This window comes from Aminobacter aminovorans (assembly GCF_900445235.1).
GTDB classification, from domain to species: Bacteria; Pseudomonadota; Alphaproteobacteria; order Rhizobiales; family Rhizobiaceae; genus Aminobacter; species Aminobacter aminovorans.
The window spans coordinates 4,054,103-4,076,902 of record NZ_UFSM01000001.1; the positions used below are offsets into that span (position 1 = coordinate 4,054,103).

The window sequence follows — 22,800 nt, forward strand, 5'->3', positions numbered from 1 at the left end:
CCCACCTTGACGGACAAAACCACAACAACACATTTGTCTACTTTACCAATGTATATCCCTGCGAAATTGATTGAATTAACAGGCAAGCACGCACCAAATTATTTTGATTGCTCCATCCGTATATTTCAATAAATTTCGTATCATCTTTAAGCGAATTCCCGAGTATTATCATGCGCCTTTCACTAGACGACATCAAAACCGCCGAGCCCGGGAACTGGCCAAGCCTACCGGAAAGGATGTTCGGACCGCCGATCAACCGGGGGACGGAGATGCCGGATCATCCTGAAGTCCGGGCTGCCGTAGACTGGTTCAAGTCGGCTATGGAACCTGGCGAATGGGAACAGCGGCGCAAGGATGCCTTCTTCCGCTTCTACCAGAGCCTTCTCGGTGTGAGCCACGACGAATCCAAGGGGCGTTACTTCGATACAAAGGATTCATTCGCTTGGTACCTGTTCCTCGCCGAAGCTTTCATCGACCACCCATGGAACTTCGAGCCGATGTTCGGTTCCAGGGTTGTTCCCGTGTTCGCATCGCTCGGGCGAAATCTTCCCCTCATTGCGAATCTGGACAACATTGGCGAGCGTATCAGCAGGATAGTCGGCCCGGAAAAAGGACAGCCCAACGGGCCGATCTTCGAATTGCTGGTGGCGGCGGCCTATCGCAGGCATGGCGCTAAAGTATCGTTCCGTCCAGAGCAGCGGGGCATAGCCCGGTCGTGGGATCTAGACGTCAAGTTTCCTCGTAAGCGCTATGCGGTCGAGTGCAAACGGATGGAAACCGGAGAGTACAACGAGCGAGAACGGACGCGGATGCGAGCGCTATGGCGAGAGGCCTGCAGTCTGGTAACAAGTGAGGGATGGAGCGTTTTCTGCGACGTCGATTTCCGAATCCCACTGGAAGACGTGCCTGACGACTACTTTCTCCGCAAAGCTCTCGAATGGCATACGAGCCGGTTACCGTCTCTCCTTTGGACGGACAGTATCTCTCACGGCGTCATTGGCGAACTGGATCTCGAACCTATAAGATCGGTGTTCCAGGCGGGAGATGAGGTTCTCTCCGCGGGGACGAGAATTCAAGAACTGCTGACCGGACGGTACGTGCGCTACGCCAACATAATCCAGGTTGGCCATTTCCAGCACGGGATGTCGCCGCGGTTTGTTTCCGACTGCCGTCAGGCCGTAGTCTTGAGGTGGAAATCGAGTTCAGAAAAGGCGATCAGCGGCAAAGCCCGCGATGTCTTCAGGAAGCTTGTCGAAGCGCACGCCCAACTGCCGGACGATATGGATTCCATCGTGCATATCGGCTTGGAAGCACTGGAGGACGAGACTGTCGAACGCGCTCGCTTTCGGAAAATCATGGAGAACACCGAGGGGTTTGACACCAAGGGCAAGCCTCTCCGCTTCGTATATACGCACTATTTCATGCCCGAGAGCCCACCTAATGACAGCTGGGCCTTCGATGAAACGGCCCAGTGGCGTCGCCTGACAGGGCGACAGCGACGGCCTCTTCTCCATCCTCATCTGGTTCTTCCCGAAGGGATGGAGGTACTGCCGGGTCCTTTTTGGTCAGTGTAAACGGTGAACAATAGAATCAGCTGCTGGACGCCATCGCAATTCTTGCGGATAACTTCCTACCTAACAGATCCTTTGGCGGAGCATCGGTGGCCAACCTTTCGGGACGGAAGAGAGCTGCGAGCCTGATATTCGGGCGAATTTGGCGGAAGTCGATCGACTTACTAGGCCTAGGTCTTTACGTTATCGCAATGTTGCTTGTTGTCACTTCAGCATGGGCGGCATATGTCAGCGTCCTGCGATCCGGGTGGACTTCCGAGGCAGCTGCGTGGGTCCAGGCAGCCGGATCGATTGCGGCGATAGCCGGCGCCACCTGGGTTGCACAAACCGAAGTCCGGCGGGCGAGACGCGTCCGCCGCGAGCTTAATGAAGAGGCTGCCTGGCACGTAAGATTTTCCCTAGCGCAGGCGCAGTTTGAAAGCCAGATCATAGCGGCCGAGCTTGTGAACCGAAGCGAGCCACTCGATGAGGAAAAGCTTCGCGTTTGGAAGCAGCGCGCGATGACATGTACGGTCGCGTTCTCGGCTTTCATCTCTAGACCTGATCAGATCCACCCGGCCGTCACTCACATGCTTGCCAATGCTAAAGTTCTCGTCGACAGCCTTACTAGCGACGTCGATAGCCTTGCAGCTTCCGTGAAGGCCGGTTCCGATCCTGACCGCGATCTAGAAGGGCGTATCGTTGGCATTCACCTTGCTCTCCTTGAATTACTAAGCCTCTTCGATGCCCGGATGCGCGGGGTCAGAATAGCCCTGGATCAAGGCGACGATGGATTGCCTACCCGCAGCTTCGCAGCTTGGAATGAAGAACAACGCGATGATGACGATCCACTCGTGTCAGGCGAGCGATGAGTCTCGAACACGATTGCGGAGACGTTGACCGAGAAGGCGTTCCGACTTGGTGGGCTGGGAGGGACATCGACCCAGGGACAGCTTTCACAAGATGTCCGTCGGCACGTCACCCGAAGATAGAAATGGGTGTCGGACGTATCGACACGGATAGCCCATTCCTTCGCCTCCTCTCGAATTGAACGTGTGCTCTAGGCTCCCCTACGCTAGAAGCAGCTATTCCGCTTTCGGCCCACGCCCTCTCCCCCCTCACCCACCCACCCGCCTCCTCGCCGTCTGGATCCCCCACATCGCCGCCAGATCATCCAGGTCGGCGCGCAGATTATCCGCCATGGTCAGGCGCTCGCGTTTGTGCGGGGTGATCTCGGCCAGCGCCCGGCCCTCGGCGCAGACCAGCTGCAGCACCCGGTAGCCGCGGTGGCCGACGAGCTGGCGGCAGCGCTTGAGTTCGCGGGCGGCGACGATGCGGGCGGCGAGCGGGTCGCCGCGGCCGCCGTCGACGCGGTCGAGCGCATGGTCTAGGCTGCGCACCGTGCCGCCGGCCTTTTCCCAACAGGCGCGGAAGCGGTCGGCCGCCTGCTTTTGCGCGCGCGTCAGGAAGCCGCGGGCAAACAAGGTCTCGACGGCACTTTCCCTGATGTTTTTCTGGGCTGTGATGACACGCGGAAACGCCTTTTCGCCGTCACGCGCCGGCCGCCAGTCGGGGTTTTCGACCTCGACGGTGACCAGCGGGCTCGGCGGCTTCGGCTGTTTTTTCGCCCTGCCCGTGCCCGACGTGCCCATCGCCGACTTGCCCATCGCCGACTTGCTCATGCCCGACTTGCCCGTGCCCGCTTGGCCCATGCCCGCGCCCTTCCTCGTGGCCGCCTTGCCCATGGCCACCGTGCCCATGCTCGTGCCCGCCATGCCCGCCTTGCCCATGCCTGCCTCGCCTCCCTTGCTCATATTGGCCCTGCTCATAGTGGTCTTGCCCGGGCGCGTTCGACGACGACAGGTTTGCGGCCCGGCCTGAACAGCCGCTCGGCCTCGGCGCGGGCGGCGCAAACCTTGTCGCCGAAGCCGCGGATGGTGCCGTTGACGTGTTTTTCCTGTGCCTGGTAGGCGGCGATCAGCGCCTTTTCGCGCGAGGGATAGGCCGCCGGCCGCGCGCCCGACATGACCGGCCAGTAGTCGGCCTTGTGGCTGTAGCGGACCAGCGCGCGCCAGGCCCCGTCGATCCATTCCGCCTTGGCGTGGAAATGGTTCATCGCCTGCCTCCTGCAATGTTGTCTCCTGCAATATTGTCTCCGAGAATCTTGTCTCCGGGGATCTTCTCTCCTGCTATCCTGTCGCCGAGGATCGACAGGCGCGGCAGGGTGATGGTGACGGCGGCCGGCGGCTGTGCCGCAACCTTCGCCGCAGCGGAACGGGCAAAGACCGGGTCGCCGAGGACACGGGCGGTGAGGTCGCGGTCGTCGTTTGGCAGCTCGGCCAGGCGCGCGGCAAATTCGGCCCGCGTCACCCTGTCGTCATAGCGGCGAAAGCCGTGAGCCACCGGTTGACAGCGCGCAAGCTTGGCGTGGGCGCGCTTGCGCCGGTAATCCGGGTCGAGCCGGCAATGCACCGTGTCGGGCGACAGGCCGAAGACCACGGCGATCTGGTTGAACTTCATGCCGGATCCACGCATCCGGCCGGCGAGATCGAGGTCCCAGGCCATTGGCCGGGATGCCATGGCGTCCGTTTGCTGGTGTTTCATTGTGCCCTCTTCAGCTGCGTCAGGATCTGTTCCGACACCGGCACGCGCCAGCTCTGGGCCAGCGCCACCAGCTCATCGAGGCCGTGGCGGCTGGCCTCGGCCAACAGATCGGCGCGGCCGTTGCGGATGGCCGCCTGCAGCAACGGCAGCTTGAGGCACATGCGGGCGCGCTCGTCCGGCCTCGGCTCGCGACGCGGGGCGCGACCCGGCACCGGCAGCGCCTTGCGGCCGCGGTGGGGCATGATCTCGGCGATGCGCCGCGCCTCGCGCACGAACTCGGCCACCGAGGGCGCGAAGCTGCCGTTCTGGCCCGCCACCGCACCCGTGGTGAAACGCTGAGCTGCCTCGACCACCGCCTGCGGCGCAACGCCGGCCAGCACCGCCTCATAGGTCTGCATCGTCAGGTCGGGATTGCCCGATGTCTGGGGGAAGGAATTCAACATTGCGGTGATTGCCAAATAGGCTTTCTGGTCCATGGGAGGCTCCTAGTCGGTCCATTGCGACGTCGACGAAATTGCGTTTGCGCCGGGGTGGCGCGCGCGGGCGGCGCTCGGCGGCATTGCGGCACCAGTTGCGCCAGGTCGCCGGCCAGTCGAGCTTGACGCCCCGGTGGCCTGGTTGCGAAATCCAGTAGTCGCGGAACTTTTCCGCCTCGCGCGCCGCCTCATCAGGCGAAAGCCCGGCCTTGCGCGCGTCGTCGACATCGGGGCTGAAATCGTCGGGCAGCCGGCGCCCACGCCTTTTGCAAGAACCGTCAGGTTCTTGTCTTGTGATGTCTGGCTTCTGGCTGGCACTGCCTTTGGCCTGCGGCTGCAGCGCATCGGCATCGAAAGCGCCTTGATTGTGCTCGGTTTTCCGCCAGCGCAGCTGTGCCGCCTGTTTTCCGGCCTGCGATTTTTCCGCGCGCCAGGCGCCTTCCTTCTCGACACGGCCGTTCCACAGCCCGCCGTCGATGCGCCGGATCTTGCCCTCGGCGACAAGCGATTCCAGCACGGTCCTGAAGGTCGCGCCGGAGGCGCCGCACAATCTGGCAAGGCGGGCATGGTCTTCCGGCACCGGCGCATTGCGCTCATACATCGAGGCCACCAGCGTGATGTAGATGCCGGTCTCGGTGGCACTCATGCCGCGTGTGCCGGCGAGCCAGTCCGAGGCAAAGAAACGAACCCAGGGCATGTCGCTCATGCGGCCACCTCCGGCTGGATCAGCACGACGCAGCGCGGGCCGTCCTCGGCCCGTTTGTCGTCTGCAACCCACTCGACCGTCAGCCGGCGAACCAGGCCGTCGATCAGGCCATGCGCCGTGAGCATGTCGAGGATGCACCGGCCAAAATCGGCGGCGTCGCCGCAGCCGGCCTCGGCGCGGGCGCCTGATGCCGCGAGGCGGACATAGACGGCGACCGGCCCCTTGAGCCGGCGCGGCCGCTGGCTTGACAGGGCGACCTCGAGGTCAGCGCGCTGGTCGCGCGCTGAAGGCACGCGGCCCCTGCCCCTGGTGATGTCCAGCTCGAGCCGGATCATCGTACGGTCTCCGCCTGTCGTGCCGTGCCGGCCGGCGTGTCGAGCTCGAAGCCGCCCGCGGGGCGGACAGCGTGCCCAGGGCGGCACAGGCGGCGCGACGGCGCTGCCCGGTCGGCCGATTTCAGCGCCGCGTGGCGCCGGTCTTTGTTGGATGTGAACATGGGCGAATGATTTCCATAACGGAAATCATTCGTCAAGCAATTATTTCCATTTTGGAAATTTTGCGCTTTCCGTTCTGGAAAGCTACATTTTGGCCATGAAAGAGTTAGCCATGACAGATTTCGAGGCGCCGCGGCTCTATATCGAAGAATGGATGGCGACCATTCCTGGCCTGGACAGGAAGCGGCTGGCCGAGCGCATGAAGGTCGCCGGCGGCACCATCAGCAAGAAGCTCGCCAGGCCTGAAAACATCGACGGCGTCTGGCTGGCGCAGTTTGCGGCAGCGCTCGAGCTTGCGAGCCCGATCGAGCTTTACCGCGATCCGACGGCTGCTGCTGCCGTGACCTCGCCGGAGAGCAAGCTGCGCGCCGCCCTGCTGGCCTTCGGTGTCGACAAGGACGACCTCGGCAAGGCGGTTGCCGTGGTCAAGGGTTTCCTCGATGACGACGGCGAACGATCAGCACAAGCCCTTCCCGGTGATCGATCTGCACCCGCCAGTCGCCGCCGTGCAAAAGAGCCATCGCGGTAGAGATCTCGGCTGCCTTGCGTTTGACCACCATCATCGGATCAAGCGGGGCTGCGGCGTGCGCGGCATCGCGCAGCCCGGCGACGATCTCGTCATTGCGGGATCGGTAGCGCGCCTTGATCTGATGTCTGATCGCCATCCCGGCTCCCTTTTTCTGCGACAGATAGGAACATTTTCCTCGAAGCAGAGTCAAGAACATCAGAGGAAAATATTCCCCTTTTCCCCGATTGTGACTTCAGGCGAAAGGTGATTGGATCAGGCTGGTCGATTTGGGGGGCTGAGCTGTCAATGTCCTGGTGGAAGACCGTCACCTTTGCTGTTGCTGCTTTGGGATCCTTGCTTCTGGTCGAGGTCCTGTCGGGCGGTTTCGACGCTGTATCAGGCGACTATTTCCTGAAACAACCGGCTGGCCGCCCCTCCGCGGAAGATGTGTTCTCCGACCTTCGAAGCCAGGGCTACCGCATGTACGACACGATCAAGCAGGAGCTGCCGGATGCGTATGTCGCGCTGAAAAGCGAGATGGAGGCGATCGCAGCGAGGAGCGCGACAGCCGCCGAGGCCAGAGACGAGACCCTGCAGGCGGTCGTGGCCGTTCGCCGCAAGCACGCGCAATCGATCTATCAGGCGCCTGATGACAGCCTCTATCCGGCCATCAAGTCGCAGCTCGACCTGCTCGAACTTGTCGATGCCAGGGAGAACGCGGCGACCTGCGCCAGCTTCGTCGTCAGTGGCGGCGCAGCCCTGGGCAGACCGGACCAGCACTATCTCCTGGCTTTCGATGCCATTGCCGCCGATGTGTTCCAGGCGATCGGTGCGGCGCGAGAAAACCCGCAGCCGACCGAAGCGTCGACGGACGCCGATTGGGAAGAGCTTTACAAGACCATGACCGCCCAGGGCGCAACGACGGATGATATCAGGTCGCTCACCGCCCTCGACCCCAGGGACGAAAATTTGTGCAAGGTGATGAAACTGTTCCTACGCGGCATACTGGCGGTTGAAGCGCCGGGCGGGCGGCGGCTGCGCGCCGAGATTGCCTATGGCATTGCGGTCAGCTAGCCAGGCGCCCCTGCCCTGGCCTTTCCATCAGCCGATTCGCGGCATCCGCCACTGGTGACCTCCACATTGATTTCCATTTTGGAAATCCACGGTTGACAAGACTATTTCCATAATGGAAACTTACTCCATCGTCTTTGGGATGGAGCAAGCGATGAACGCCAGCAAAGCCTTTGCCGAACAATGCGGTTATGCCGGCCAGAGCCCGGCCATGCTCGCCGCGTTCGAAACCATCCGCCGCTCCGGCATCGAAGAGGCGCGGGCGGCGCATTTTGCCCGCAAGAAGCTCACCGACGCCCTCGCCAGGGATCCCGCGCTGTGTCAGGCGATGATCCATCCGGCCGAGACGGTCGACGAAGCGCTCGAAGACATCAAAGCCTTCATCCTCCGCATCCGCGCCATGCCGACATGGCGCCGGCACAACCACGCCGCTGCCATCGCCAAGGCCAAGACCAGGCGCCTTAATCTCCGCTTCTTCCGCCGCTTCGCCGACCGGATCCTGGCGCGCCAGGCCGCCTGATGCGTTCCGGCTTGATCCCCAACACATGCGACCGCGTCTGCCTCGGCCTTTCGGCCGTCGTCATTGGCCCGGCCAAAAGGCCATGAGCTGCGACGAGGACCGCTACCTGGCCAACGCGGCCATGGCGCTCGGCGACGAGCTCGCCGCCGGCACGTGCTGCGACGCGCCCGCACCGGCGCAGACGTTTGATCCCCGCCGCGCGTTGCGCCGCACCCGCCTGGCCCTCACCTCTCCCCATGCTGCGGCGCCAGTGCAGCGGGACGCAAAGCTCGATTGGCAATGAGGATGTTACATGCAACAAGCATGAGAACATCCGGGGGGATTTCATGAAGAAGCTACTACTGGTCGCGCTTGCGACCTTCGCAGGCTGCGCAACGCCGCCATCCAATATCAAGGCCGGGCCGTCAGACGGCAAGCAATGCACCCAGGCTGATAAGGATCGCCTCGCCGATATCACATCGCGACAGCAGCGCGTGGCCAATCAGGACGCGCTTGGCGTCTTCATGATCGGTGTCCCGCTCGGCGGCTCGGAAACACACGAGCCCGAAATCGCCCGGCTGAAAGGCCGCTGCGGCGCCAAGTAAGCCTTTTCGGGTCAATCGGTGGCCGGCGCGATCCCTTGACCCGCCGGTCCCATCTTCATGGCTGCGCGTCCCGACCTGCCCTGGCAAGGGTGACGCCAGCCATCTCGCCATGCAAGAGCCAGTGGGACTGCGCTGGTGCTGCGGCCGCATGACCAAGGGGATAGCAATGAAACGGTACTTCTCGCCAAAAAGCCCCGCGTGTCAGTCGCAAGATGAGGTTCGATGCGGCGAAACTGCTCTTGTGTAAGCCGGAAATGGTCCCCCCTCATCACGCCTCCCTTTGGGAAGTCGTGAATCACAAACCCGAAGCGAGCATCGAAATATGCATCGCGTTCGCCGAACCCGTGTTCATCGAACCTGTCTCTCACGCAGTCGAAGGACGGAACGAACCAATCAACAAAGTGTTGACGTACATACGTTGTCAATACGTTGTAATCTATGTTAGGGCATCTCACATTCAAACTGCCATCGAGCCATGGGGCTTGGGCGGTCTATGTGTACGAGTATGGAGGCTGCCATGGCTGCCACAGCTAAGAGAGACAACAACATCAACATGCGTATAGCTCCTGAGCAGCTTGATCTGATCAAGCGCGCGGCGGACACGTGTGGCAAGAGTCTGTCGAGCTTTGTCATCGAAGCAGCTACCTACAGCGCCCAAAAAACGCTTATGGATCAACGCTTCATGAACCTCGATGCGGACCTCTTCGATTCCGTTGCCGAGACCATTTCCAAGCCGGCACAGGTGCATCCTGAACTTGCCGCTCTTCTTAAGAACGGCAGCGTATGGGCGACTTCCGATCGCTAGGGCTTTTCGCCCCAGCCCCTCTTTCGCGTGATCACGACTATTCAGGATTCTGCAGCGGAAAGCAGCTCCTGGATAGTTGGCTGCATGACATGGCCATATACAATCAAATGTCCAATTACACGCGGACGTTTGTGGTTTGTGACGCGCAGAACCGCGTGAAGGCGTATTATGCGCTATGTGCTGGCATGATCCTCCGGAAGGAAGCCGGTAAGAAACTTGCCCCGCAGGGCACGCCAAACGAAATTCCCATTGCTCTTTTGGCGCGCCTCGCCGTCCAGCAGGAATTGCAGGGCAAAGGCATAGGAAAAGCCCTTCTCGCGAACGCGCTGCGCAATGCAGCATCAGCGTCACAAACTGTGGCTTTTCGTGCTGTCGTTGTCGATGCCGTGGATGAACAGGCTGCCAGATTCTACCTTTCGGTTGGCTTCAAACCGACGAAAATCAGCCCGCTCAAGCTGCTTTTGCCGACGCAGGACATCTTGGCTTCGATGAACGGCTTTTAGACCGCGCTCCGCTCAGCCACTTCGGCTTGTCGCTGGGCAAGGGCTTAAAAAATGCGCGTGTCGATGCGGCGAAGAATTGCCACCTCCTCCCGCTGACAACGGCGCCTTTGAGCGCTGACCAGTTGGCGAGCTCGGTCGACATTCCCGGACCCGGGACAATGGAAACCAAGCCTGGTCTTTACGGCGCCTTGGCTGCCACAGGAAGCATCACGCCTGAGGTTTCGATGACCTCGAGACTTTCGTCAGATGTGTCCATGACTATTCCCCTCTCCCAAGATTCCTTGGCATCACGCCGCAGGAAGAGAAATTCAAGCGCTCTTGCCTGCCATTCCGTCATCGCCCGGAGCAAGTCTGGCGCCCGCCGTTGCAAGACGCCGAAACCGGTTGCACCGAGGCGCGGCAGGTCAAGTCGCGTCTGCCGCTCCGGTGGTCCGGAAGCTACCGCAGTTGTTTCATTGCTGCTGGCTGCAGGGCTGCTGGCTGCAGGTGCCTCCGGCGCGCTCGCCCATCCCGGCGCCAGGCCATCGCCGGCCTCTCATTTGTCACGGTGGCGGACGGACGAGGCTAAGCCCCGTCGGCCCTGGCCTTCAGACGTTTGGCACTGAGATACATCATGGCCGCAGCCGCTTTCGTGCGGTCCCAGCCGGCGGCCTCGGCATGGTCCAGAAGCTTGTCGACATGTTCTGCCAAGGCGCCTTGGCATTCGGCATCGTAAGCCAGGGCAGTCGGGTGATTTTCGGGCGATTTCATCATAGGTGGCTTCGTCATTCGTCACGTCCGCATGGACTGGAGAGGGCGCCAGCCAGCTGCCGCCCTCTCCGATCAATCCCTCTCCGATCAATCAGGCGTGGGCCGCTCGGGACCCCGCAGTTTCCGGCGGCATCTCGCCGTCCTCGACCAGGATGTCTTTCTTGCGCGCAAAGGCGGCGAAGACACCCCTGGCCGTCTCAGCGTCGACGTCTCCAGCCAGTGCAGCCTTGCACGCCCTGATTGCCGCTCGCTGCTCGGGGCTGTTTCCGCACCACTCCATCGCAAACTGAAAGGCATCGACGACGGTGTTGAGTTGGCGCGGGAAGCCAAGTCCGACCCAGACACGGATGGGCTTTTCGAAAGATTGTGCAAGCATCGCGCGATCCTCCGCCTAGGCACCGAGACCGCTTGCGCCAGCCTTGCCCCCTGTCATCCATGGCAGCGGGATGCTGACCTCTTCGAGAATATTGGCCGATTTGGCAAAACCGCAGAATGCCTGTCGCGCGGCGCGGAGCGGATAGTTGCTGTCAAAAGCGCGTTGACAGGCGCGCAGCGCCGTCTCGTAAATCGTGCCGCGTCTGTTCTTTGGCCATTCATAGAGAAATTCGAGGGCGTCCTCGAGACAGGCGATTTCCTCGATAAGGCTGTTTCCGGACTTTACGAAAACAGGGCTGTCGAACATCCGATCGCTCATCAGATCCTCCAAGTCGAACGAAAGTTTGCGTTTTTGGACAGGCCGATACCGACAGCGGCACCGACCCGCGCTCGATATGTGTCGGCAGATTTACGGTTTCAAGATCGGTTTTGACGAAAGAAATCGGGTAGAGCTGACGCCATGCTGACCTCCAACTCATCGGACGCCGGGCGGCGAGATGCGGCAGGCGGCATGATGGCCCGGCGCTGCGGCGTGGCGCATGATGGAACGTGTTCTCCGAGGTCACTGGTAATGGGAGCCAGCGCGATTGCGGTTCGCCCCGCGCAGGAAAGTGCGCAATCACGGGCGCGCCGCCGATGCCCTCCCGAACTTCTAGATCAAAGGGCACCGTTAAGCGGGCGGGGTGATCTAGCAGCCAGCGATTGAGAATTCGAAGCCGTCGACGCGGTGATCCACAAATAGCCGCGTCCCATCCTTGAAGCCCACGAGAAGTACGCCTGGCTTAGGGCGGTTGATGTAGGCGACTGTTTTTCCCTGCAGAAGTTCGTTCATTCGCGATGCTTCGTCCTCCAGCTCCCCGGAGGTTGTTGCAACTGATACCATGGTGTTTTCGCCCTCTGCCGAGCGGCCAAGAGTGCATGCACAGAGGCCAGTTTCAAGTCAGGGTAGAGCAGCCCGGTAGCTCGCCTGGCTCATAAGCTGTTGCCTCCTGCAACCAGCCTTCCCGAGGCCACAGCTTCGCGCTGGTCGCGGACCTTGGAAATGGTTAGTTCCATGTCCTTCTGAAGTTCATAGAACTGGTATGCCAGTGATGCGATTGACTGAAGACGTCGAACAGCAGAGATGTAGCCGAAAGTTTCGGCACCGGAGCCAGGCACTGTTGCGATCGATGCGACGGCGGCAACAAGTTCAAGGCATGGGGAACAGTTATGCGCAGCAACGTCGGCTTTCCCGCTGGATTAATCTGCCTGTCTGTTTGCCTCATGTTGATGGTCTGCGCGGCCGCGCTGGCCCGGCCGGTAACCGAAACGGAACGGCAGGCGCTGGAAAAACAGATAGCGTCCTTTTCCCGGGCGTTAGAGACGAAGGCCTATGACGACATCGCCGATGTCACGCCGCCGCGCCTTGTCGATCACCTCGCGAAAACGGCACAGATGGAGCCGGGCGAGCTGCGCCGCGCGATGGTCGAGCAGATGAAGGTCGCGCTCGCCGCGGTTCGGATCGAAAGCTTTAGCTTCGACATGGCCAAGGCGGAATATCGGGAGCTTTCCGGCGGCCATCCCTATGCTTTGGTGCCCACCGAACTGATCGCCGTGGACCCGAACGGGGTTCGAACACGCTTCCGGTCGCAGACGCTGGCCTTGCTCGATGGCAACAGCTGGTATCTGATCCGCCTGCAGGAGGCGCAGCATCTGCTCTTGCTGCAAAAGGCCTATCCGGAATTCACCGGCGTCGAGTTCCCGCGTGGCTCGATGGAGCTGCTCAAATAGCCATCGATGATGCGAAAAGCGCGGGCCGGCCGAATGCGGGCGCGTTGCTCAAGCAATGCCGGCGAGGGCGATGCCGGTGAGAGCGATGCCGGCGAGGTATGTGCCTAGCCATCGCGACGCGGCACCAGGCAGAGATCCCGACTGCGGCAATCGATGCTTCGGCCGGTAATTCTCTCCAGAACGGCGTCCAGACCGGCGACGTGGTGATGCAGCAGCGCATAGGTCTCGTTGAATGGCTTCAGGCTGATGAAGCACTTCTGGATCGCCATACGCAAAGGGATCGCCGCCAGGACAATCGCCTCGATCTCGCTCTCGGTCAGTCTGTCGTTTCTGTTGTGCCCGCGCGACATGTTTGCTCCTGCCTGACCGGCATGCCACGCGACCGCGATGCGAGCAGGCCGGCGGATCCTTTTTCCCTCACCATCCCCTGGCGCGCCCCTGATCGCCGAGGGGATACGCAGTTCATCCACGACGCTCATCGGTCCGGCGCGCGATGCGACGTCGACATCCCCAGCAGCTGCACCAGTTCCTCATATTTCGCGCCGCAGCGGTCATAGATGTTGAACGTCTTGTTCGCAGTGCAGCCGATGCGCGCAATGATCTCGTCCAGCAGATGCGTCAGCGTGCGGTCGCCGCCTGCCCTCACCATGGCGTCGCGGTCGTATTGCTTGCGCATCCCGCATTTGTCGCAGGAGACGATGACCTTGTCGGAGGGAAATTCTGATAACATCGGCATGAGAACAAAATAGGAACAAATTCCTCCGGGAGTCAATTCACATTGCGCTGACGGAAGGGCAATGTTCCGCGCCGCGCGCAGGCTTGGCCCGCCGGATCCGGTGCAGGCCGTTGCGAACGAAACGGAAACGATGCTTCATGCCCGCATGAACATCGCCCTCCGTGATTCGGCAGCAGAGCCGGGTTATCTCTCCCGCTTGAATGCGGGCCAGCGTGCTGCCGTCATGCAGGGCGACGGCAATGTTTCCGCACCGCTGCTGATCATTGCCGGCGCCGGCTCGGGCAAGACCAACACGCTCGCCCACCGGGTTGCCCATCTCATCGTCCGCGGCGCCGACCCCAGGCGCATCCTGCTGATGACCTTCTCGCGCCGGGCCGCCGCCGAGATGACCAGACGCGTCGAGCGCATCGCCGCCGACGTGCTGAAGGAGCGCGCGGCGAGCCTGATGGAGGGGCTGAACTGGGCCGGCACGTTCCATTCCGTCGGCGCCAGGCTGCTCCGGGACTATGCGCCCGACATCGGGCTCGAGCCCGCCTTCACCATTCATGACCGCGAAGACTCGGCCGACCTGATGAACCTGGTTCGCCACGAGCTCGGTTTTTCCGAAACCGAGAACCGCTTTCCGACCAAGGCGACCTGTCTTGCGATCTATTCCCGCGTCGTCAATTCCCAGGAAACGATCGAGGCGGTGCTCGGCCACGCCTTTCCCTGGTGTGTCGGCTGGAGCGACGAGCTGAAGCGGCTGTTCGGGGCCTATGTCGAGGCCAAGCAGGCGCAGAACATCCTCGATTACGACGACCTTCTGCTCTACTGGGCGCAGATGGCCGCCGAGCCGGAGATCGCAGCACATCTCGGCCAGCGTTTCGACCACATCCTCGTCGACGAATACCAGGACACCAACAGGCTGCAGGCAGCGATCCTGACGGCGATCAAGCCCGACGGCCGCGGCCTGACGGTGGTCGGCGACGACGCCCAGTCGATCTATTCGTTCCGCGCCGCCGAAGTGCGCAATATCCTCGACTTCCCCAGCCTGTTTGCCGAGCCTGCCCAGGTGGTCACGCTCGACCAGAACTATCGCTCGACCGACGCCATATTGAACGCCGCCAATGCGGTCATCGGCGAGGCCGAGGAGCGCTTCACCAAGAACCTCTGGACCGAGCGCAGGTCGCTGGAAAAGCCTGTTATCGTGACGGTCGCAGACGAGGCCGAACAGGCAAGCTATGTCTGCGACGAGGTGCTGAAGGAGCGCGAGGCGGGCACGCTGCTGAAGGAGCAGGCCGTGCTGTTTCGCGCAGCCCACCATTCGGGGCCGCTCGAGGTCGAGCTCACCAGGCGCAACATCCCCTTCGTCAAGTTCGGCGGGCTGAAGTTTCTCGATGCCGCCCATGTCAAGGACGTGCTCGCCATCCTGCGCTTCGCCCAGAACCCGCGCGACCGCATCGCCGGCTTCCGGGTGATGCAGCTGATGCCGGGCATCGGCCCGTCATCGGCCGCCAACGCCATCGACAGCATGGAGCAGTCGCTCGACCTGGAGATGGGCCTGGCGCGCTTCGTGCCGCCGGCCCGGGCGGCAGCCGACTGGCCCGGTTTTGTCGCGCTGTTCTCCCAGCTCAGGCGCGGCCCCGGCTGGCCCACCGAGATGGAGCGGGCGCGGCTCTGGTACGAGCCGCATCTCGAGCGCAAGCACGAGGATGCAACGACAAGGCGGGCCGACCTGATCCAGCTCGAACAGATCGCCTCGACCTATCCCAGCCGCGAGCGTTTCATCACCGAGCTTACGCTCGACCCGCCATCGGCGACCAGCGACGAAGCCGGGCCGCCGCATCTCGACGAGGACTATCTCATCCTGTCGACGATCCATTCGGCCAAGGGCCAGGAGTGGACCAAGGTGTTCGTGCTCAATGCGGTCGACGGCTGCATGCCGATCGACCTCAGCGCCGGCGAGCGCAAGGAGCTCGAGGAAGAACGCCGCCTGCTCTATGTCGCGATGACCAGGGCCAAGGATTCGCTCCACCTGATCACGCCGCAGCGCTTCTTCACCTCCGGCCAGGCGGCGCGCGGCGACAGGCATGTCTATGCCGCCCGCACCCGCTTCATCCCCGCGCATCTGCTGGAGCATTTCCAAGCGACGTCCTGGACCAGCCAGGCGTTCCAGAAGGACAAGGCGACGCGGCCGCGCACATCGGTCGACATCAAGGGCAAGATGCGGTCGATGTGGAAATAGACCGCGAACATGGACGACCGGCGCTCGGCCAGGCGCAATGCGGTCTTGGACAGGCTTCATCCCCTCGCGTCGTTGCCGGATGGCGTGCGGTCGGCAGCCAATCTGGTTCCGAGGTATCGTCGGAAGCCGACGCCCCATGTGAAGCTGCGTTGTGAACGCTGCGTTTCTCGACGAAGCGGGGCGTCAATAAGCGGGGCAACGACGGAACCAAGCCGCGCACCGGCCATTGTCTTCTGATGCAATGGACAATCGGGGGTCGCCATGGATACGCCTTGCGAAAAACTGATACAGAAAATTGTCGACGACCCGCTCGCATCCCGCGAGATCAAGATACAACGTCTGCGGCATCTCGAGGACGATGCGCGGGCGCTGCAACGGGCGGCTTCCGAAAGCGCGATGAATTCCGATGACGGCTGGCAGGCGGAACTTCGCCAGGTTCGCCTTGCGCTCGAGCAACTGGGTGCCAGGCACGTCCGCAACGGCGCGGCGAGCTTGTGATCATGAACCGAGGATCATCGGCAAGGCGTTCCGCCGACAAGACCGACGAGGCGTCAGTCGGTTCAACCGGTTCGTCGGCGAGGTCTGCCTAGCCTCGAGATACGCAGCTTCGTCATTTCTTCGCCACGCCCCGCCCGCCGGCGAGCGGGGCTGGCGATCACCTCATTCTGCCTTTTCGACCTGCCCCCTGATTTCGCCATCAGGGAATTTCTGGGTGTGAAGGTTCAGATACCATTTGCCCGCCTGCAGATCGGCCATTTGCTGATCCGTCAGGTCCGCGGAGCCGCTGGCGACGCTGGACGATATGTCGACGACAGGATCGGCATTCTCGCCCACCGCCGCCGGCCCGTGGAAATGAGCGGCCGTCGCATCGCCGGACAGTCCGGTTGACGTCACCGTCCAGCTAAGCTTCCTGGTGGCGCTGTCGACAGTGACTTCGGCTGTCCCGCTACCGCTGCTGTCGGTCGGCGGCACCTCGCTGGCGGCGTTGAGATCGGCCTTGAACTTCATCGTCTCCGACAGCGATGGCGTCACCGCCAGCAGTGTTCCCAATGTCAACGCAAGCGCGAATGTCTTGAAAGCGGACATGTCCTATCCTCCTTGGGGGATGTGCGAAGCAACGCGGCCGCACACGATTTTCTGAAACGTGCGGCCTGCCGCAGGAGTTCCGCCGATGGGGCCGCGACGCGCATCTATTCCGTCGGGCCGGCAAGGCCGGTGTCATCGGCGTCTTGCGCTTCCCTTTCGATGGTCTTCAACGCCTTCCTGATCTCCTTGGAGTCGGCATGTTCGAGCCCGACCACCTCGTTGCGGGCGCTGTTCAAACTGAGCACGATCTCGTCCAGCTTGGCGTGAATAGCCGCCGTGTCGCGGTAACCCTGGATAAGAACGACGCCCGTTATCAGGATCGCTGCTACCGAAAGCCCATAAGTGACGATGTCCGTCAGGCCAAAGGGAACCAGGGCAGTGCTGACGATCAGCGCAGCCATCAGCAGGTAAAAACCGGGCGGCCGTGAGAGAAATCCGGCAAATCTGAACAGATGCGGGTCCATGGCGACGCCTGACGTCAGGTTGCGTCGCTGATAACGCAGGCTCCGCCCTTTGGTTCACTTGAAAGCTGCGCCTCCAGGATGGCCAGATCACGAGATTTCCGAAGACTATCAACCCGACAGCCGAGGGCGTGGTCCCAGAACATTGGCAAGATCGCTCCAGGGCATGGTCGCCACGCGAAGAAGGCCAGCGGCGCCGGCATGAATCACTCGATCGGATCGAGAATATCAGGCGTGTCGTTCCTGGGTGACCCGACCTTGCGGCCGATCTTCCACATCGTCATCAATTCGGACGGGAACGGCTTCATCAGGTCGGCGGGGTCGGCCTCCGGGCCGATCCATCTGGCATAATCGGCCGGCGCCAGGATGACCGGCATCCGGTCGTGGATCGTCGCCATCAGTTCGTTGGGCGCACAGGTGACGACGCAGAAGCTGCGCAAAAGCTCGCCGGTCTCGGGATTGCGCCAGATGTCGTAGATTCCGGCGAGCGCGAAGGGCGCGCCGTCCTTCATCGCAATGGCATAGGGCTGTTTGTCCTTGCCGGTGCCGTGGATGTCCTTCCACTCGAAATAGCCGTCGATCGGGATCAGGCAGCGCCTCATCGCATAAGCGCGCTTGAACAGGCCGTTGGTGGCGATGGTCTCGGAGCGGGCATTGACCGGCGGCGGCCGGCCGGGGGCGGCCTCTTTCTGCCACGCCGGCACCAGCCCCCATTTCGCCTGCACGAACATGGCGCTGCCCGTCTGGGCCTCGTCCTGGACGATGACAGGATAGATCAGGCTCGGCGCGCCATTGTAACGCGGAAAGCTGTTGTCGAGCGGGCCGATGGCAGCAGGATCGGCAAAGCCTAAGCTCCGCACCATCTCGGCAAGGGTCGATTTGACAAAGACACGGCCGCACATGACCTCAAAGTGCCGCTCAAGCGGGAAAATGGCAATGGCTCTGCCAAGGAGACGTCAGGCGGCCAGGACTTAAGGGGCCAAGATTTCAGGCCGCGCACCACGCCTTGTAGTCCAAGACTGTTCCGGCCGCCGGGACCGGCGTCAGGTTTGTGATGACGCGCTCGGCTTCGGCCACGCCGTTCGATGCAAGCAGCTGTTGCAGCTTGCCGCGTTCGGACGCCTGGCTGACCGCCGGGCACGCGGCAGCGGCCACACTCGCGGCGAGAACGGCAAAAGAAAAACCAAGGCTCAAGGTGATTCTGTAACGAGATGGCATCTGGCAAAGCTAAACCACGCGCAACACCGTCGACAACTTGCCGCAATGGAGATTTCGTGCCGTATTATACAGGAGATCGCGGGGCACAAGACAGATGAACCACGCTGCCGGCGCCGTTGGAATATTGATCTTTTTGCTCCTGACCGTGGCCGGATATGTCCTGTGGGGCCAGGGTGGAGCTGCCGCCCTGGGCGCGCTCGGGGCGATACTCGGCTTTTTCGTTGCCGTTTTTCTCGATGAAATCCTCCCCGGCAAATATGGCGACTATGTCGATGCGGTTTTGGGCGCTGCGCTGGTTTTGACCATGGGATGGATGATCGTGGATTTTGCCATCACGAATTGGGGCGTTCGCTAGACGCGTCGATGTCATCAACCGGAGAAAAGGAGGAATAACCATGCCCAACGAAGGAAAAATCGTCGGTGCAGCCGAAGCGCACCAGAAGGCGATGGAACAGGTGAAGGAGATGGACAAGCAGTTCAGGCCTGAGCCTGTCGAGAAGACGCTGTTCGAGAAGACGCATGAAAAGCTCGAAAAGGCGCAAAAAGACGGCAAGGTCTGAGCTACGGCAGCCCTGGAGCGAACGTCGCCGCGCATCGCCGACCTGCCGGAGGCGTTGACGAGGCCGAGGGGTGCTGAGACGGGATCGCCGATGCATGACAACATGACGATCGCCGTGCTGACCGCAGCCGAAGCCGAACGGCACATGCCGCGGCTCGTGGAGATGTTGACGGCGAGCGTCGAGGATGGCGCGCTCGTCGGCTTCGTGCTGCCTTTTTCCGCCGATCAGGCGCAGGCCTGTTGGCACGGCGCCATTCGCTCCGTCAGCGATGGCGAGCGGCTGTTGGTCTGCGCCCTGATCGCGGGCCAGGTGGTCGGAACCGTGCAGCTCTATCTGTCGCCTGAACCAAACGCACCACACCGGGCGGAGGTCTACAAGCTTCTGGTTCACCGCGACTTCCAGCGACGCGGCCTTGGCGCGGCACTGATGGACAGGGTCGAGCTGGAAGCTGGTCATCGGAACCGTTCGTTGCTGATCCTCGACACCGTCCAGGGCGGCACCAGCGAGCGGCTCTACCGGCGACGGGGCTGGCAGGAGATCGGCATCGTGCCCAACCACTTTGTCGATCCGTTCGGCAACTCCAGGGCCTCGGTCTATTTCATGAAGCACCTCGAGCCCCCAGTGGGGCGCTAGCGGGCAAGCCGAACAGCGCCGCCGCCCTGGCAGCGCAGACGACGCCTCCGGCGATGCGGCAAAGGCATCGGCCCGGCATGGACTGCCGTGCCATCGTGCCTGCGGTCAAACCGCCCTCGACCTCATTCCGCCGATCGGGATCCCGCGCCATGGGTGAGCCGAACCAGCGCGTAGGTCGATGCCAGGATTGCGCCCGCCCCCAGCCACTGAACAGGCGTCAGCGTCTCGCCGAGGAACAGCCAGGCAAGCCCAACGCCGAATATCGGAATGACGTTGAAGTAGCTGCCGGCAACGGCCGCCGGAACCCAACGCAGCGCGGCGATGTAAAGCCAATAGGCGGCGGCGTAATAGAGCAGGCCGGATATTGCCGCCGCAACGAGGAGGCCAGGGGGAATGGCCCCGATATCGTCGACCGAGCCGAATGGCGTGTCGGCGAGCAGCAGGGCAACGGCCCAGGCCAGTCCGGCCGTCTGCTGCAGGGCCACGGTGAAGACAGGGTCGACGCTCTCGACCAGCTTTCGCGAGAACACGGTGTAGAAGGCGCAGCAAAGCACCGCTCCCAAGAGCAGGACCATTCCCCGGGGCGCAATGGCGTCACCGAGCCCGCCATGGACATTGGCCACCAAAGCGACCCCGAAGCCGCCGAGCAGCATGACCAGCAGCAGCGGCCAGGTGACCTTCTCGCCAAGGCAGAGCGCTGCCAAGCCCAGTATCATCAGCGGTTCGGCCGCCCACAGCAGCGTCGACACACTTGCCGACACACTTGCAAGCCCCATCAGGTTGAGCGTGTAGGAAATGCCCGGATTGAGCACGCCAAGCGCGATCAGCGGCAACCAGTACGACTTCGCCGGAAAAGGACAGGCTGTGATCCGAACCACAGCCCACAGGAACAGGGCGCTCGGCGCCAGTTGGACGACCAGCAGCGTTACCGGGTCGATCGACGCAAGCAGCGCCTTGTTGAGGACGGTCGCAGCGCCCCACAGGGCACATGCGGTTACCAACAGGACAGCAGGAGGAAAGCGCAGCGAATGGCGCATCTTTATGGACTCCAGAAGATGTTACGGAAAAGCGGCAGATGCAGCGAACGGGCTAGCGCCCGGCGCAGCTGTCCGCGTCGCAGTTGTCGTAACCGGGTCTTCTGGGAGGCCTGGCCATCCGTCTCTAACCCATCATGCAGGACCCGAACTTGCTACCACCTGCCGGAATAGCCATCAAGCTGTGGGGGTTTTGCGCCCTAGCTGCAGCAGGGCTGGCCATCGCCTTTGGCGGGGCCGCAGCAGCTGGCCTTGGCCTGCTCGGCCAGCCAGCGGTCGCGCGGCTTGCAGCTCGCCGCCCGGGGAGACAGCGCGACATGGATCTCGCCGCCCCGGACAAGCGGCACGGATGCCTTGTGCAACTGCATCGCAGCGATGCCGTCGCTGACCTCGAAGGTCAGCCTGGCCCCGGGATCGAGAGCCACGTGCTCGCCGACCTTGCGGATGATGGCCGAGAATTTTCCGGCCGGCATGTGGGTCCGCTCGCCCTCCTCGACATCCCAGAGCTGGATGAAGAGTTCGGTCCAGGCCTCGGGGTTTGCGCCGCAATCAAGTGCGGCAAAGGCTCCCGCCTTGACCTCGGTGACGTGGTAGCCCGGTTTCACCACGCGGCCGCCATAGCTGAACAGCAACGGCTTGTCCTTGTGCCCGCCAAGGACGGACAACAGCGCACCGATCGAAATGCCGTCGCTGGCGTCATCTGCGAAATCGGTCGAGCCGGCAAAATCGTGGTTGTCAGGGGTCGGCATCTCGGTTATTCCTCATTTTGACATTTCTAGGATTGTTGAAATATGGATGAACGTCAAGCGCTGATCGCCTTCGGGGCGATGTCCCAGGAAACGCGACTCAAGATCGTCCGGCTGCTGGTCAAGGCCGGGCCGGACGGCATGGCCGCAGGCATCATTGCGGAGGCCGCAGGGGTTACGGCGTCGAATGTCTCGTTCCACCTCAAGGAGCTGGAGCGCGGCGGCCTGGTCACCGCCCGCCGCGACGCGCGCTCCATCGTCTACTCGGCCGACTACCAGGCGCTGAGCGGCCTGATCCGGTTTCTGATGGAGGACTGCTGCGCCGGCAATCCGGCCATCTGCCAGCCGGCACTCGCGCCTGCCTGCTGCTGACATTCGGACACGCTGCAATGCAACAGACAATCCAGCAGATCGAACCCGGCGATGCCGAATTCGTCGCCGCACTTGCCGCGGAGCACCTGCCTGCCGACGACCTCGCAGAAGACGGCAGGCTGTTTTTCCGGCTTCAGGACAACGGCATGACCGTCGGCTTCGGTGGCCTGGAGGTCGTTGGAGACCATGCCCTTTTGCGCTCCATCGTCGTGCTGCCCCCGGCACGCGGCCAAGGCGCAGGAAAACGCATCACTGAGCAGTTGCTTCGGAAAGCCGAGAATCTCGGAATTTCCGAAGTCTATCTGTTGACCACCTCGGCCGCGCCCTTCTTCGAAGCCGCGGGCTTCGAGCGCGTCGGGCGAGACACGGCTCCGTCGAAAATCCTGGCCACCAGACAAGCGTCGTCGCTGTGCCCATCCAGCGCTGCCTTGCTGATGCGCCGCCTGCATCCCCTTCGACCATGTTCCATATCGGAGACGACTGATGACTGACCGCGTCTACAACGTGCTGTTTCTGTGCACGGGCAATTCGGCCCGCTCGATCCTCGCGGAGAGCATTCTGCGCAAGGAAGGTGCTGGGCGTTTCAATTCGTATTCGGCGGGCAGCCAGCCCAAGGGCGCGGTCAATCCGATGGCCCTGAAGGTGCTGGAGGCTCTCGAATATCCGACAGAGGGTTTTCGTTCGAAGTCCTGGGATGAGTTCTCCGTAGCTGGCGCGCCGGAAATGGATTTCATCTTCACCGTCTGCGACGACGCGGCCGGAGAAGCCTGCCCGGTCTGGATCGGTCATCCGATGTCGGCTCACTGGGGCATCGAAGACCCCTCGCACGTCGAAGGAACCGACATCGAAAAAGAGCGCGCGTTCAGCACGGCGGCGCGGTTCATGAAGAACCGGATCATGGCGTTCCTTAGCCTCCCGCTCGCCTCCATCGACCGGATGGCAGTCGATCACCACCTCCGGGTGATCGGCCGCATGGAAGGGTCGACCTCAAAGAACACGGATGCAGCCTGAATC

General features: G+C 62.2%; 36 protein-coding genes. 18 read left to right on the forward strand and 18 right to left on the reverse strand.

Going from position 1 to position 22,800, the window contains the following annotated elements:
* The first annotated feature begins 170 nt into the window (after positions 1-170).
* Positions 171-1,574 (forward strand): transposase, encoded by a 1,404-nt coding sequence (locus tag DY201_RS19895; RefSeq protein WP_115732697.1) that lies wholly within the window; start codon positions 171-173, stop codon positions 1,572-1,574.
* A gap of 86 nt (positions 1,575-1,660) precedes the next feature.
* Positions 1,661-2,422: a hypothetical protein gene (locus DY201_RS19900; protein ID WP_115732698.1), complete on the forward strand. Its 762-nt coding sequence runs from the start codon at positions 1,661-1,663 to the stop codon at positions 2,420-2,422.
* A 246-nt stretch (positions 2,423-2,668) separates the two neighbouring features.
* Here the strand turns inward: DY201_RS19900 and DY201_RS19905 are convergent, their stop codons facing one another.
* The 7 genes from DY201_RS19905 to DY201_RS29120 are packed head-to-tail and all read right to left on the reverse strand — an operon-like array spanning position 2,669 to position 5,832.
* Positions 2,669-3,364, reverse strand: coding sequence for a hypothetical protein (locus DY201_RS19905; protein WP_115732699.1), 696 nt, complete (start codon positions 3,362-3,364; stop codon positions 2,669-2,671).
* Between the two features lie 11 nt (positions 3,365-3,375).
* Positions 3,376-3,666, reverse strand: coding sequence for a hypothetical protein (locus DY201_RS19910; protein ID WP_115732700.1), 291 nt, complete (start codon positions 3,664-3,666; stop codon positions 3,376-3,378).
* Positions 3,663-4,154 (reverse strand): hypothetical protein, encoded by a 492-nt coding sequence (locus DY201_RS19915; RefSeq protein ID WP_131922175.1) that lies wholly within the window; start codon positions 4,152-4,154, stop codon positions 3,663-3,665. The genes DY201_RS19910 and DY201_RS19915 overlap by 4 nt, the downstream gene beginning before the upstream one ends.
* Positions 4,151-4,597 carry a hypothetical protein gene (locus DY201_RS19920; protein ID WP_165915775.1) on the reverse strand — a complete coding sequence of 149 codons (447 nt, stop codon included), beginning with the start codon at positions 4,595-4,597 and terminating at the stop codon, positions 4,151-4,153. Before DY201_RS19920 ends, DY201_RS19915 begins: the two co-directional genes overlap by 4 nt.
* Positions 4,539-5,336: a YdaU family protein gene (locus DY201_RS19925; RefSeq protein ID WP_115732703.1), complete on the reverse strand. Its 798-nt coding sequence runs from the start codon at positions 5,334-5,336 to the stop codon at positions 4,539-4,541. The genes DY201_RS19920 and DY201_RS19925 overlap by 59 nt, the downstream gene beginning before the upstream one ends.
* A complete protein-coding gene (locus DY201_RS19930) occupies positions 5,333-5,671 on the reverse strand; it encodes a hypothetical protein (protein ID WP_115732704.1) in 339 nt (112 codons plus the stop codon). The genes DY201_RS19925 and DY201_RS19930 overlap by 4 nt, the downstream gene beginning before the upstream one ends.
* Entirely contained in the window at positions 5,668-5,832 is a 165-nt protein-coding gene (locus DY201_RS29120; protein WP_165915776.1) for a hypothetical protein, read from the reverse strand. Before DY201_RS29120 ends, DY201_RS19930 begins: the two co-directional genes overlap by 4 nt.
* A 110-nt stretch (positions 5,833-5,942) precedes the next feature.
* Here DY201_RS29120 and DY201_RS19935 point away from each other — a divergent pair, with 110 nt between their 5' ends.
* From DY201_RS19935 to DY201_RS19965, 7 genes are all read left to right on the forward strand, one after another.
* Positions 5,943-6,359, forward strand: coding sequence for a hypothetical protein (locus DY201_RS19935; RefSeq protein ID WP_115732705.1), 417 nt, complete (start codon positions 5,943-5,945; stop codon positions 6,357-6,359).
* Positions 6,360-6,644: 285 nt separating this feature from the next.
* Entirely contained in the window at positions 6,645-7,412 is a 768-nt protein-coding gene (locus DY201_RS19940; protein ID WP_115732706.1) for a hypothetical protein, read from the forward strand.
* 151 nt (positions 7,413-7,563) lie between these two features.
* Complete coding sequence (locus tag DY201_RS19945; protein ID WP_131922179.1) at positions 7,564-7,929, forward strand: hypothetical protein; 366 nt, start codon at positions 7,564-7,566, stop codon at positions 7,927-7,929.
* 82 nt (positions 7,930-8,011) lie between these two features.
* On the forward strand, positions 8,012-8,212 hold the full coding sequence (locus tag DY201_RS19950) for a hypothetical protein (RefSeq protein ID WP_115732708.1): 201 nt from the start codon (positions 8,012-8,014) through the stop codon (positions 8,210-8,212).
* Positions 8,213-8,255: 43 nt separating this feature from the next.
* A complete protein-coding gene (locus DY201_RS19955; protein WP_115732709.1) occupies positions 8,256-8,513 on the forward strand; it encodes a hypothetical protein in 258 nt (85 codons plus the stop codon).
* A 517-nt stretch (positions 8,514-9,030) separates the two neighbouring features.
* Positions 9,031-9,318, forward strand: a complete 288-nt coding sequence (locus tag DY201_RS19960) for a type II toxin-antitoxin system TacA family antitoxin (protein WP_165915777.1) — start codon at positions 9,031-9,033, stop codon at positions 9,316-9,318.
* Between the two features lie 89 nt (positions 9,319-9,407).
* The gene (locus tag DY201_RS19965) at positions 9,408-9,821 is read left to right on the forward strand and encodes a GNAT family N-acetyltransferase (protein WP_245432050.1); all 414 of its coding nucleotides are present in this window, start codon (positions 9,408-9,410) and stop codon (positions 9,819-9,821) included.
* Between the two features lie 564 nt (positions 9,822-10,385).
* Here DY201_RS19965 and DY201_RS19970 read toward each other — a convergent pair.
* The 3 genes from DY201_RS19970 to DY201_RS19980 form a co-directional block, all read right to left on the reverse strand.
* Positions 10,386-10,589, reverse strand: a complete 204-nt coding sequence (locus tag DY201_RS19970; protein ID WP_115732712.1) for a hypothetical protein — start codon at positions 10,587-10,589, stop codon at positions 10,386-10,388.
* A 73-nt stretch (positions 10,590-10,662) separates the two neighbouring features.
* Positions 10,663-10,947 carry a DUF982 domain-containing protein gene (locus tag DY201_RS19975; protein ID WP_115732713.1) on the reverse strand — a complete coding sequence of 95 codons (285 nt, stop codon included), beginning with the start codon at positions 10,945-10,947 and terminating at the stop codon, positions 10,663-10,665.
* Positions 10,948-10,962: 15 nt separating this feature from the next.
* Positions 10,963-11,265, reverse strand: coding sequence for a DUF982 domain-containing protein (locus tag DY201_RS19980; protein WP_115732714.1), 303 nt, complete (start codon positions 11,263-11,265; stop codon positions 10,963-10,965).
* 890 nt (positions 11,266-12,155) lie between these two features.
* On the opposite strand from DY201_RS19980, the gene DY201_RS19990 reads away from it, so the two are divergent.
* Positions 12,156-12,716 carry a hypothetical protein gene (locus DY201_RS19990; RefSeq protein ID WP_131922181.1) on the forward strand — a complete coding sequence of 187 codons (561 nt, stop codon included), beginning with the start codon at positions 12,156-12,158 and terminating at the stop codon, positions 12,714-12,716.
* A 104-nt stretch (positions 12,717-12,820) separates the two neighbouring features.
* Here DY201_RS19990 and DY201_RS19995 read toward each other — a convergent pair whose 3' ends face one another.
* Positions 12,821-13,195 (reverse strand): hypothetical protein, encoded by a 375-nt coding sequence (locus tag DY201_RS19995; RefSeq protein WP_131922183.1) that lies wholly within the window; start codon positions 13,193-13,195, stop codon positions 12,821-12,823.
* Positions 13,192-13,446, reverse strand: coding sequence for a hypothetical protein (locus DY201_RS20000; protein ID WP_131922186.1), 255 nt, complete (start codon positions 13,444-13,446; stop codon positions 13,192-13,194). Before DY201_RS20000 ends, DY201_RS19995 begins: the two co-directional genes overlap by 4 nt.
* Positions 13,447-13,597: 151 nt before the next feature.
* On the opposite strand from DY201_RS20000, the gene DY201_RS20005 reads away from it, so the two are divergent.
* On the forward strand, positions 13,598-15,676 hold the full coding sequence (locus DY201_RS20005; protein WP_115733893.1) for an ATP-dependent helicase: 2,079 nt from the start codon (positions 13,598-13,600) through the stop codon (positions 15,674-15,676).
* A 261-nt stretch (positions 15,677-15,937) separates the two neighbouring features.
* Positions 15,938-16,174, forward strand: a complete 237-nt coding sequence (locus tag DY201_RS20010) for a hypothetical protein (protein ID WP_115732719.1) — start codon at positions 15,938-15,940, stop codon at positions 16,172-16,174.
* A 162-nt stretch (positions 16,175-16,336) separates the two neighbouring features.
* On the opposite strand, the gene DY201_RS20015 is transcribed toward DY201_RS20010, so the two are convergent.
* From DY201_RS20015 to DY201_RS20030, 4 genes are all read right to left on the reverse strand, one after another.
* A complete protein-coding gene (locus tag DY201_RS20015; protein ID WP_115732720.1) occupies positions 16,337-16,762 on the reverse strand; it encodes a CHRD domain-containing protein in 426 nt (141 codons plus the stop codon).
* A 104-nt stretch (positions 16,763-16,866) separates the two neighbouring features.
* Entirely contained in the window at positions 16,867-17,226 is a 360-nt protein-coding gene (locus tag DY201_RS20020; protein ID WP_115732721.1) for a low affinity iron permease family protein, read from the reverse strand.
* Positions 17,227-17,429: 203 nt separating this feature from the next.
* A complete protein-coding gene (locus DY201_RS20025; RefSeq protein ID WP_115732722.1) occupies positions 17,430-18,125 on the reverse strand; it encodes an SOS response-associated peptidase in 696 nt (231 codons plus the stop codon).
* Between the two features lie 85 nt (positions 18,126-18,210).
* Positions 18,211-18,417, reverse strand: coding sequence for a hypothetical protein (locus tag DY201_RS20030; RefSeq protein WP_115732723.1), 207 nt, complete (start codon positions 18,415-18,417; stop codon positions 18,211-18,213).
* A 118-nt stretch (positions 18,418-18,535) separates the two neighbouring features.
* Here DY201_RS20030 and DY201_RS20035 point away from each other — a divergent pair, with 118 nt between their 5' ends.
* From DY201_RS20035 to DY201_RS20040, 3 genes are all read left to right on the forward strand, one after another.
* Positions 18,536-18,796: a hypothetical protein gene (locus DY201_RS20035; RefSeq protein WP_115732724.1), complete on the forward strand. Its 261-nt coding sequence runs from the start codon at positions 18,536-18,538 to the stop codon at positions 18,794-18,796.
* 40 nt (positions 18,797-18,836) lie between these two features.
* Entirely contained in the window at positions 18,837-19,001 is a 165-nt protein-coding gene (locus tag DY201_RS29125; protein WP_165915778.1) for a hypothetical protein, read from the forward strand.
* A 102-nt stretch (positions 19,002-19,103) separates the two neighbouring features.
* Positions 19,104-19,634, forward strand: coding sequence for a GNAT family N-acetyltransferase (locus DY201_RS20040; RefSeq protein ID WP_165915779.1), 531 nt, complete (start codon positions 19,104-19,106; stop codon positions 19,632-19,634).
* 122 nt (positions 19,635-19,756) lie between these two features.
* Here DY201_RS20040 and DY201_RS20045 read toward each other — a convergent pair whose 3' ends face one another.
* Positions 19,757-20,671 carry a DMT family transporter gene (locus DY201_RS20045; RefSeq protein ID WP_115732726.1) on the reverse strand — a complete coding sequence of 305 codons (915 nt, stop codon included), beginning with the start codon at positions 20,669-20,671 and terminating at the stop codon, positions 19,757-19,759.
* A gap of 197 nt (positions 20,672-20,868) precedes the next feature.
* Positions 20,869-21,417, reverse strand: a complete 549-nt coding sequence (locus tag DY201_RS20050; protein ID WP_115732727.1) for a DUF6428 family protein — start codon at positions 21,415-21,417, stop codon at positions 20,869-20,871.
* A 42-nt stretch (positions 21,418-21,459) separates the two neighbouring features.
* On the opposite strand from DY201_RS20050, the gene DY201_RS20055 reads away from it, so the two are divergent.
* Genes DY201_RS20055 through DY201_RS20065 form a run of 3 tightly spaced genes read left to right on the forward strand, consistent with a single transcriptional unit; the run spans position 21,460 to position 22,797 of the window.
* Complete coding sequence (locus DY201_RS20055) at positions 21,460-21,786, forward strand: ArsR/SmtB family transcription factor (RefSeq protein ID WP_115732728.1); 327 nt, start codon at positions 21,460-21,462, stop codon at positions 21,784-21,786.
* Positions 21,787-21,803: 17 nt separating this feature from the next.
* Positions 21,804-22,277, forward strand: a complete 474-nt coding sequence (arsN2, locus tag DY201_RS20060) for an arsenic resistance N-acetyltransferase ArsN2 (protein ID WP_115732729.1) — start codon at positions 21,804-21,806, stop codon at positions 22,275-22,277.
* A complete protein-coding gene (locus DY201_RS20065) occupies positions 22,267-22,797 on the forward strand; it encodes an arsenate reductase ArsC (RefSeq protein WP_115732730.1) in 531 nt (176 codons plus the stop codon). Before arsN2 ends, DY201_RS20065 begins: the two co-directional genes overlap by 11 nt.
* The last annotated feature ends 3 nt before the right edge of the window (positions 22,798-22,800 follow it).

Coding starts and splice junctions, on each gene's coding strand:
- DY201_RS19895 (WP_115732697.1), top strand. CDS start 171: ATGCGCCTTTCACTAGACGACATCAAAACCGCCGAGCCCGGGAACTGG.
- DY201_RS19905 (WP_115732699.1), bottom strand. CDS start 3,364: ATGAGCAAGGGAGGCGAGGCAGGCATGGGCAAGGCGGGCATGGCGGGC.
- DY201_RS19910 (WP_115732700.1), bottom strand. CDS start 3,666: ATGAACCATTTCCACGCCAAGGCGGAATGGATCGACGGGGCCTGGCGC.
- DY201_RS19915 (WP_131922175.1), bottom strand. CDS start 4,154: ATGAAACACCAGCAAACGGACGCCATGGCATCCCGGCCAATGGCCTGG.
- DY201_RS19920 (WP_165915775.1), bottom strand. CDS start 4,597: ATGTTGAATTCCTTCCCCCAGACATCGGGCAATCCCGACCTGACGATG.
- DY201_RS19925 (WP_115732703.1), bottom strand. CDS start 5,336: ATGAGCGACATGCCCTGGGTTCGTTTCTTTGCCTCGGACTGGCTCGCC.
- DY201_RS19930 (WP_115732704.1), bottom strand. CDS start 5,671: ATGATCCGGCTCGAGCTGGACATCACCAGGGGCAGGGGCCGCGTGCCT.
- DY201_RS29120 (WP_165915776.1), bottom strand. CDS start 5,832: ATGTTCACATCCAACAAAGACCGGCGCCACGCGGCGCTGAAATCGGCC.
- DY201_RS19935 (WP_115732705.1), top strand. CDS start 5,943: ATGACAGATTTCGAGGCGCCGCGGCTCTATATCGAAGAATGGATGGCG.
- DY201_RS19940 (WP_115732706.1), top strand. CDS start 6,645: ATGTCCTGGTGGAAGACCGTCACCTTTGCTGTTGCTGCTTTGGGATCC.
- DY201_RS19945 (WP_131922179.1), top strand. CDS start 7,564: ATGAACGCCAGCAAAGCCTTTGCCGAACAATGCGGTTATGCCGGCCAG.
- DY201_RS19950 (WP_115732708.1), top strand. CDS start 8,012: ATGAGCTGCGACGAGGACCGCTACCTGGCCAACGCGGCCATGGCGCTC.
- DY201_RS19955 (WP_115732709.1), top strand. CDS start 8,256: ATGAAGAAGCTACTACTGGTCGCGCTTGCGACCTTCGCAGGCTGCGCA.
- DY201_RS19960 (WP_165915777.1), top strand. CDS start 9,031: ATGGCTGCCACAGCTAAGAGAGACAACAACATCAACATGCGTATAGCT.
- DY201_RS19965 (WP_245432050.1), top strand. CDS start 9,408: ATGGCCATATACAATCAAATGTCCAATTACACGCGGACGTTTGTGGTT.
- DY201_RS19970 (WP_115732712.1), bottom strand. CDS start 10,589: ATGACGAAGCCACCTATGATGAAATCGCCCGAAAATCACCCGACTGCC.
- DY201_RS19975 (WP_115732713.1), bottom strand. CDS start 10,947: ATGCTTGCACAATCTTTCGAAAAGCCCATCCGTGTCTGGGTCGGACTT.
- DY201_RS19980 (WP_115732714.1), bottom strand. CDS start 11,265: ATGAGCGATCGGATGTTCGACAGCCCTGTTTTCGTAAAGTCCGGAAAC.
- DY201_RS19990 (WP_131922181.1), top strand. CDS start 12,156: ATGCGCAGCAACGTCGGCTTTCCCGCTGGATTAATCTGCCTGTCTGTT.
- DY201_RS19995 (WP_131922183.1), bottom strand. CDS start 13,195: ATGAGCGTCGTGGATGAACTGCGTATCCCCTCGGCGATCAGGGGCGCG.
- DY201_RS20000 (WP_131922186.1), bottom strand. CDS start 13,446: ATGTTATCAGAATTTCCCTCCGACAAGGTCATCGTCTCCTGCGACAAA.
- DY201_RS20005 (WP_115733893.1), top strand. CDS start 13,598: ATGAACATCGCCCTCCGTGATTCGGCAGCAGAGCCGGGTTATCTCTCC.
- DY201_RS20010 (WP_115732719.1), top strand. CDS start 15,938: ATGGATACGCCTTGCGAAAAACTGATACAGAAAATTGTCGACGACCCG.
- DY201_RS20015 (WP_115732720.1), bottom strand. CDS start 16,762: ATGTCCGCTTTCAAGACATTCGCGCTTGCGTTGACATTGGGAACACTG.
- DY201_RS20020 (WP_115732721.1), bottom strand. CDS start 17,226: ATGGACCCGCATCTGTTCAGATTTGCCGGATTTCTCTCACGGCCGCCC.
- DY201_RS20025 (WP_115732722.1), bottom strand. CDS start 18,125: ATGTGCGGCCGTGTCTTTGTCAAATCGACCCTTGCCGAGATGGTGCGG.
- DY201_RS20035 (WP_115732724.1), top strand. CDS start 18,536: ATGAACCACGCTGCCGGCGCCGTTGGAATATTGATCTTTTTGCTCCTG.
- DY201_RS29125 (WP_165915778.1), top strand. CDS start 18,837: ATGCCCAACGAAGGAAAAATCGTCGGTGCAGCCGAAGCGCACCAGAAG.
- DY201_RS20040 (WP_165915779.1), top strand. CDS start 19,104: ATGACGATCGCCGTGCTGACCGCAGCCGAAGCCGAACGGCACATGCCG.
- DY201_RS20045 (WP_115732726.1), bottom strand. CDS start 20,671: ATGCGCCATTCGCTGCGCTTTCCTCCTGCTGTCCTGTTGGTAACCGCA.
- DY201_RS20050 (WP_115732727.1), bottom strand. CDS start 21,417: ATGCCGACCCCTGACAACCACGATTTTGCCGGCTCGACCGATTTCGCA.
- DY201_RS20055 (WP_115732728.1), top strand. CDS start 21,460: ATGGATGAACGTCAAGCGCTGATCGCCTTCGGGGCGATGTCCCAGGAA.
- arsN2 (WP_115732729.1), top strand. CDS start 21,804: ATGCAACAGACAATCCAGCAGATCGAACCCGGCGATGCCGAATTCGTC.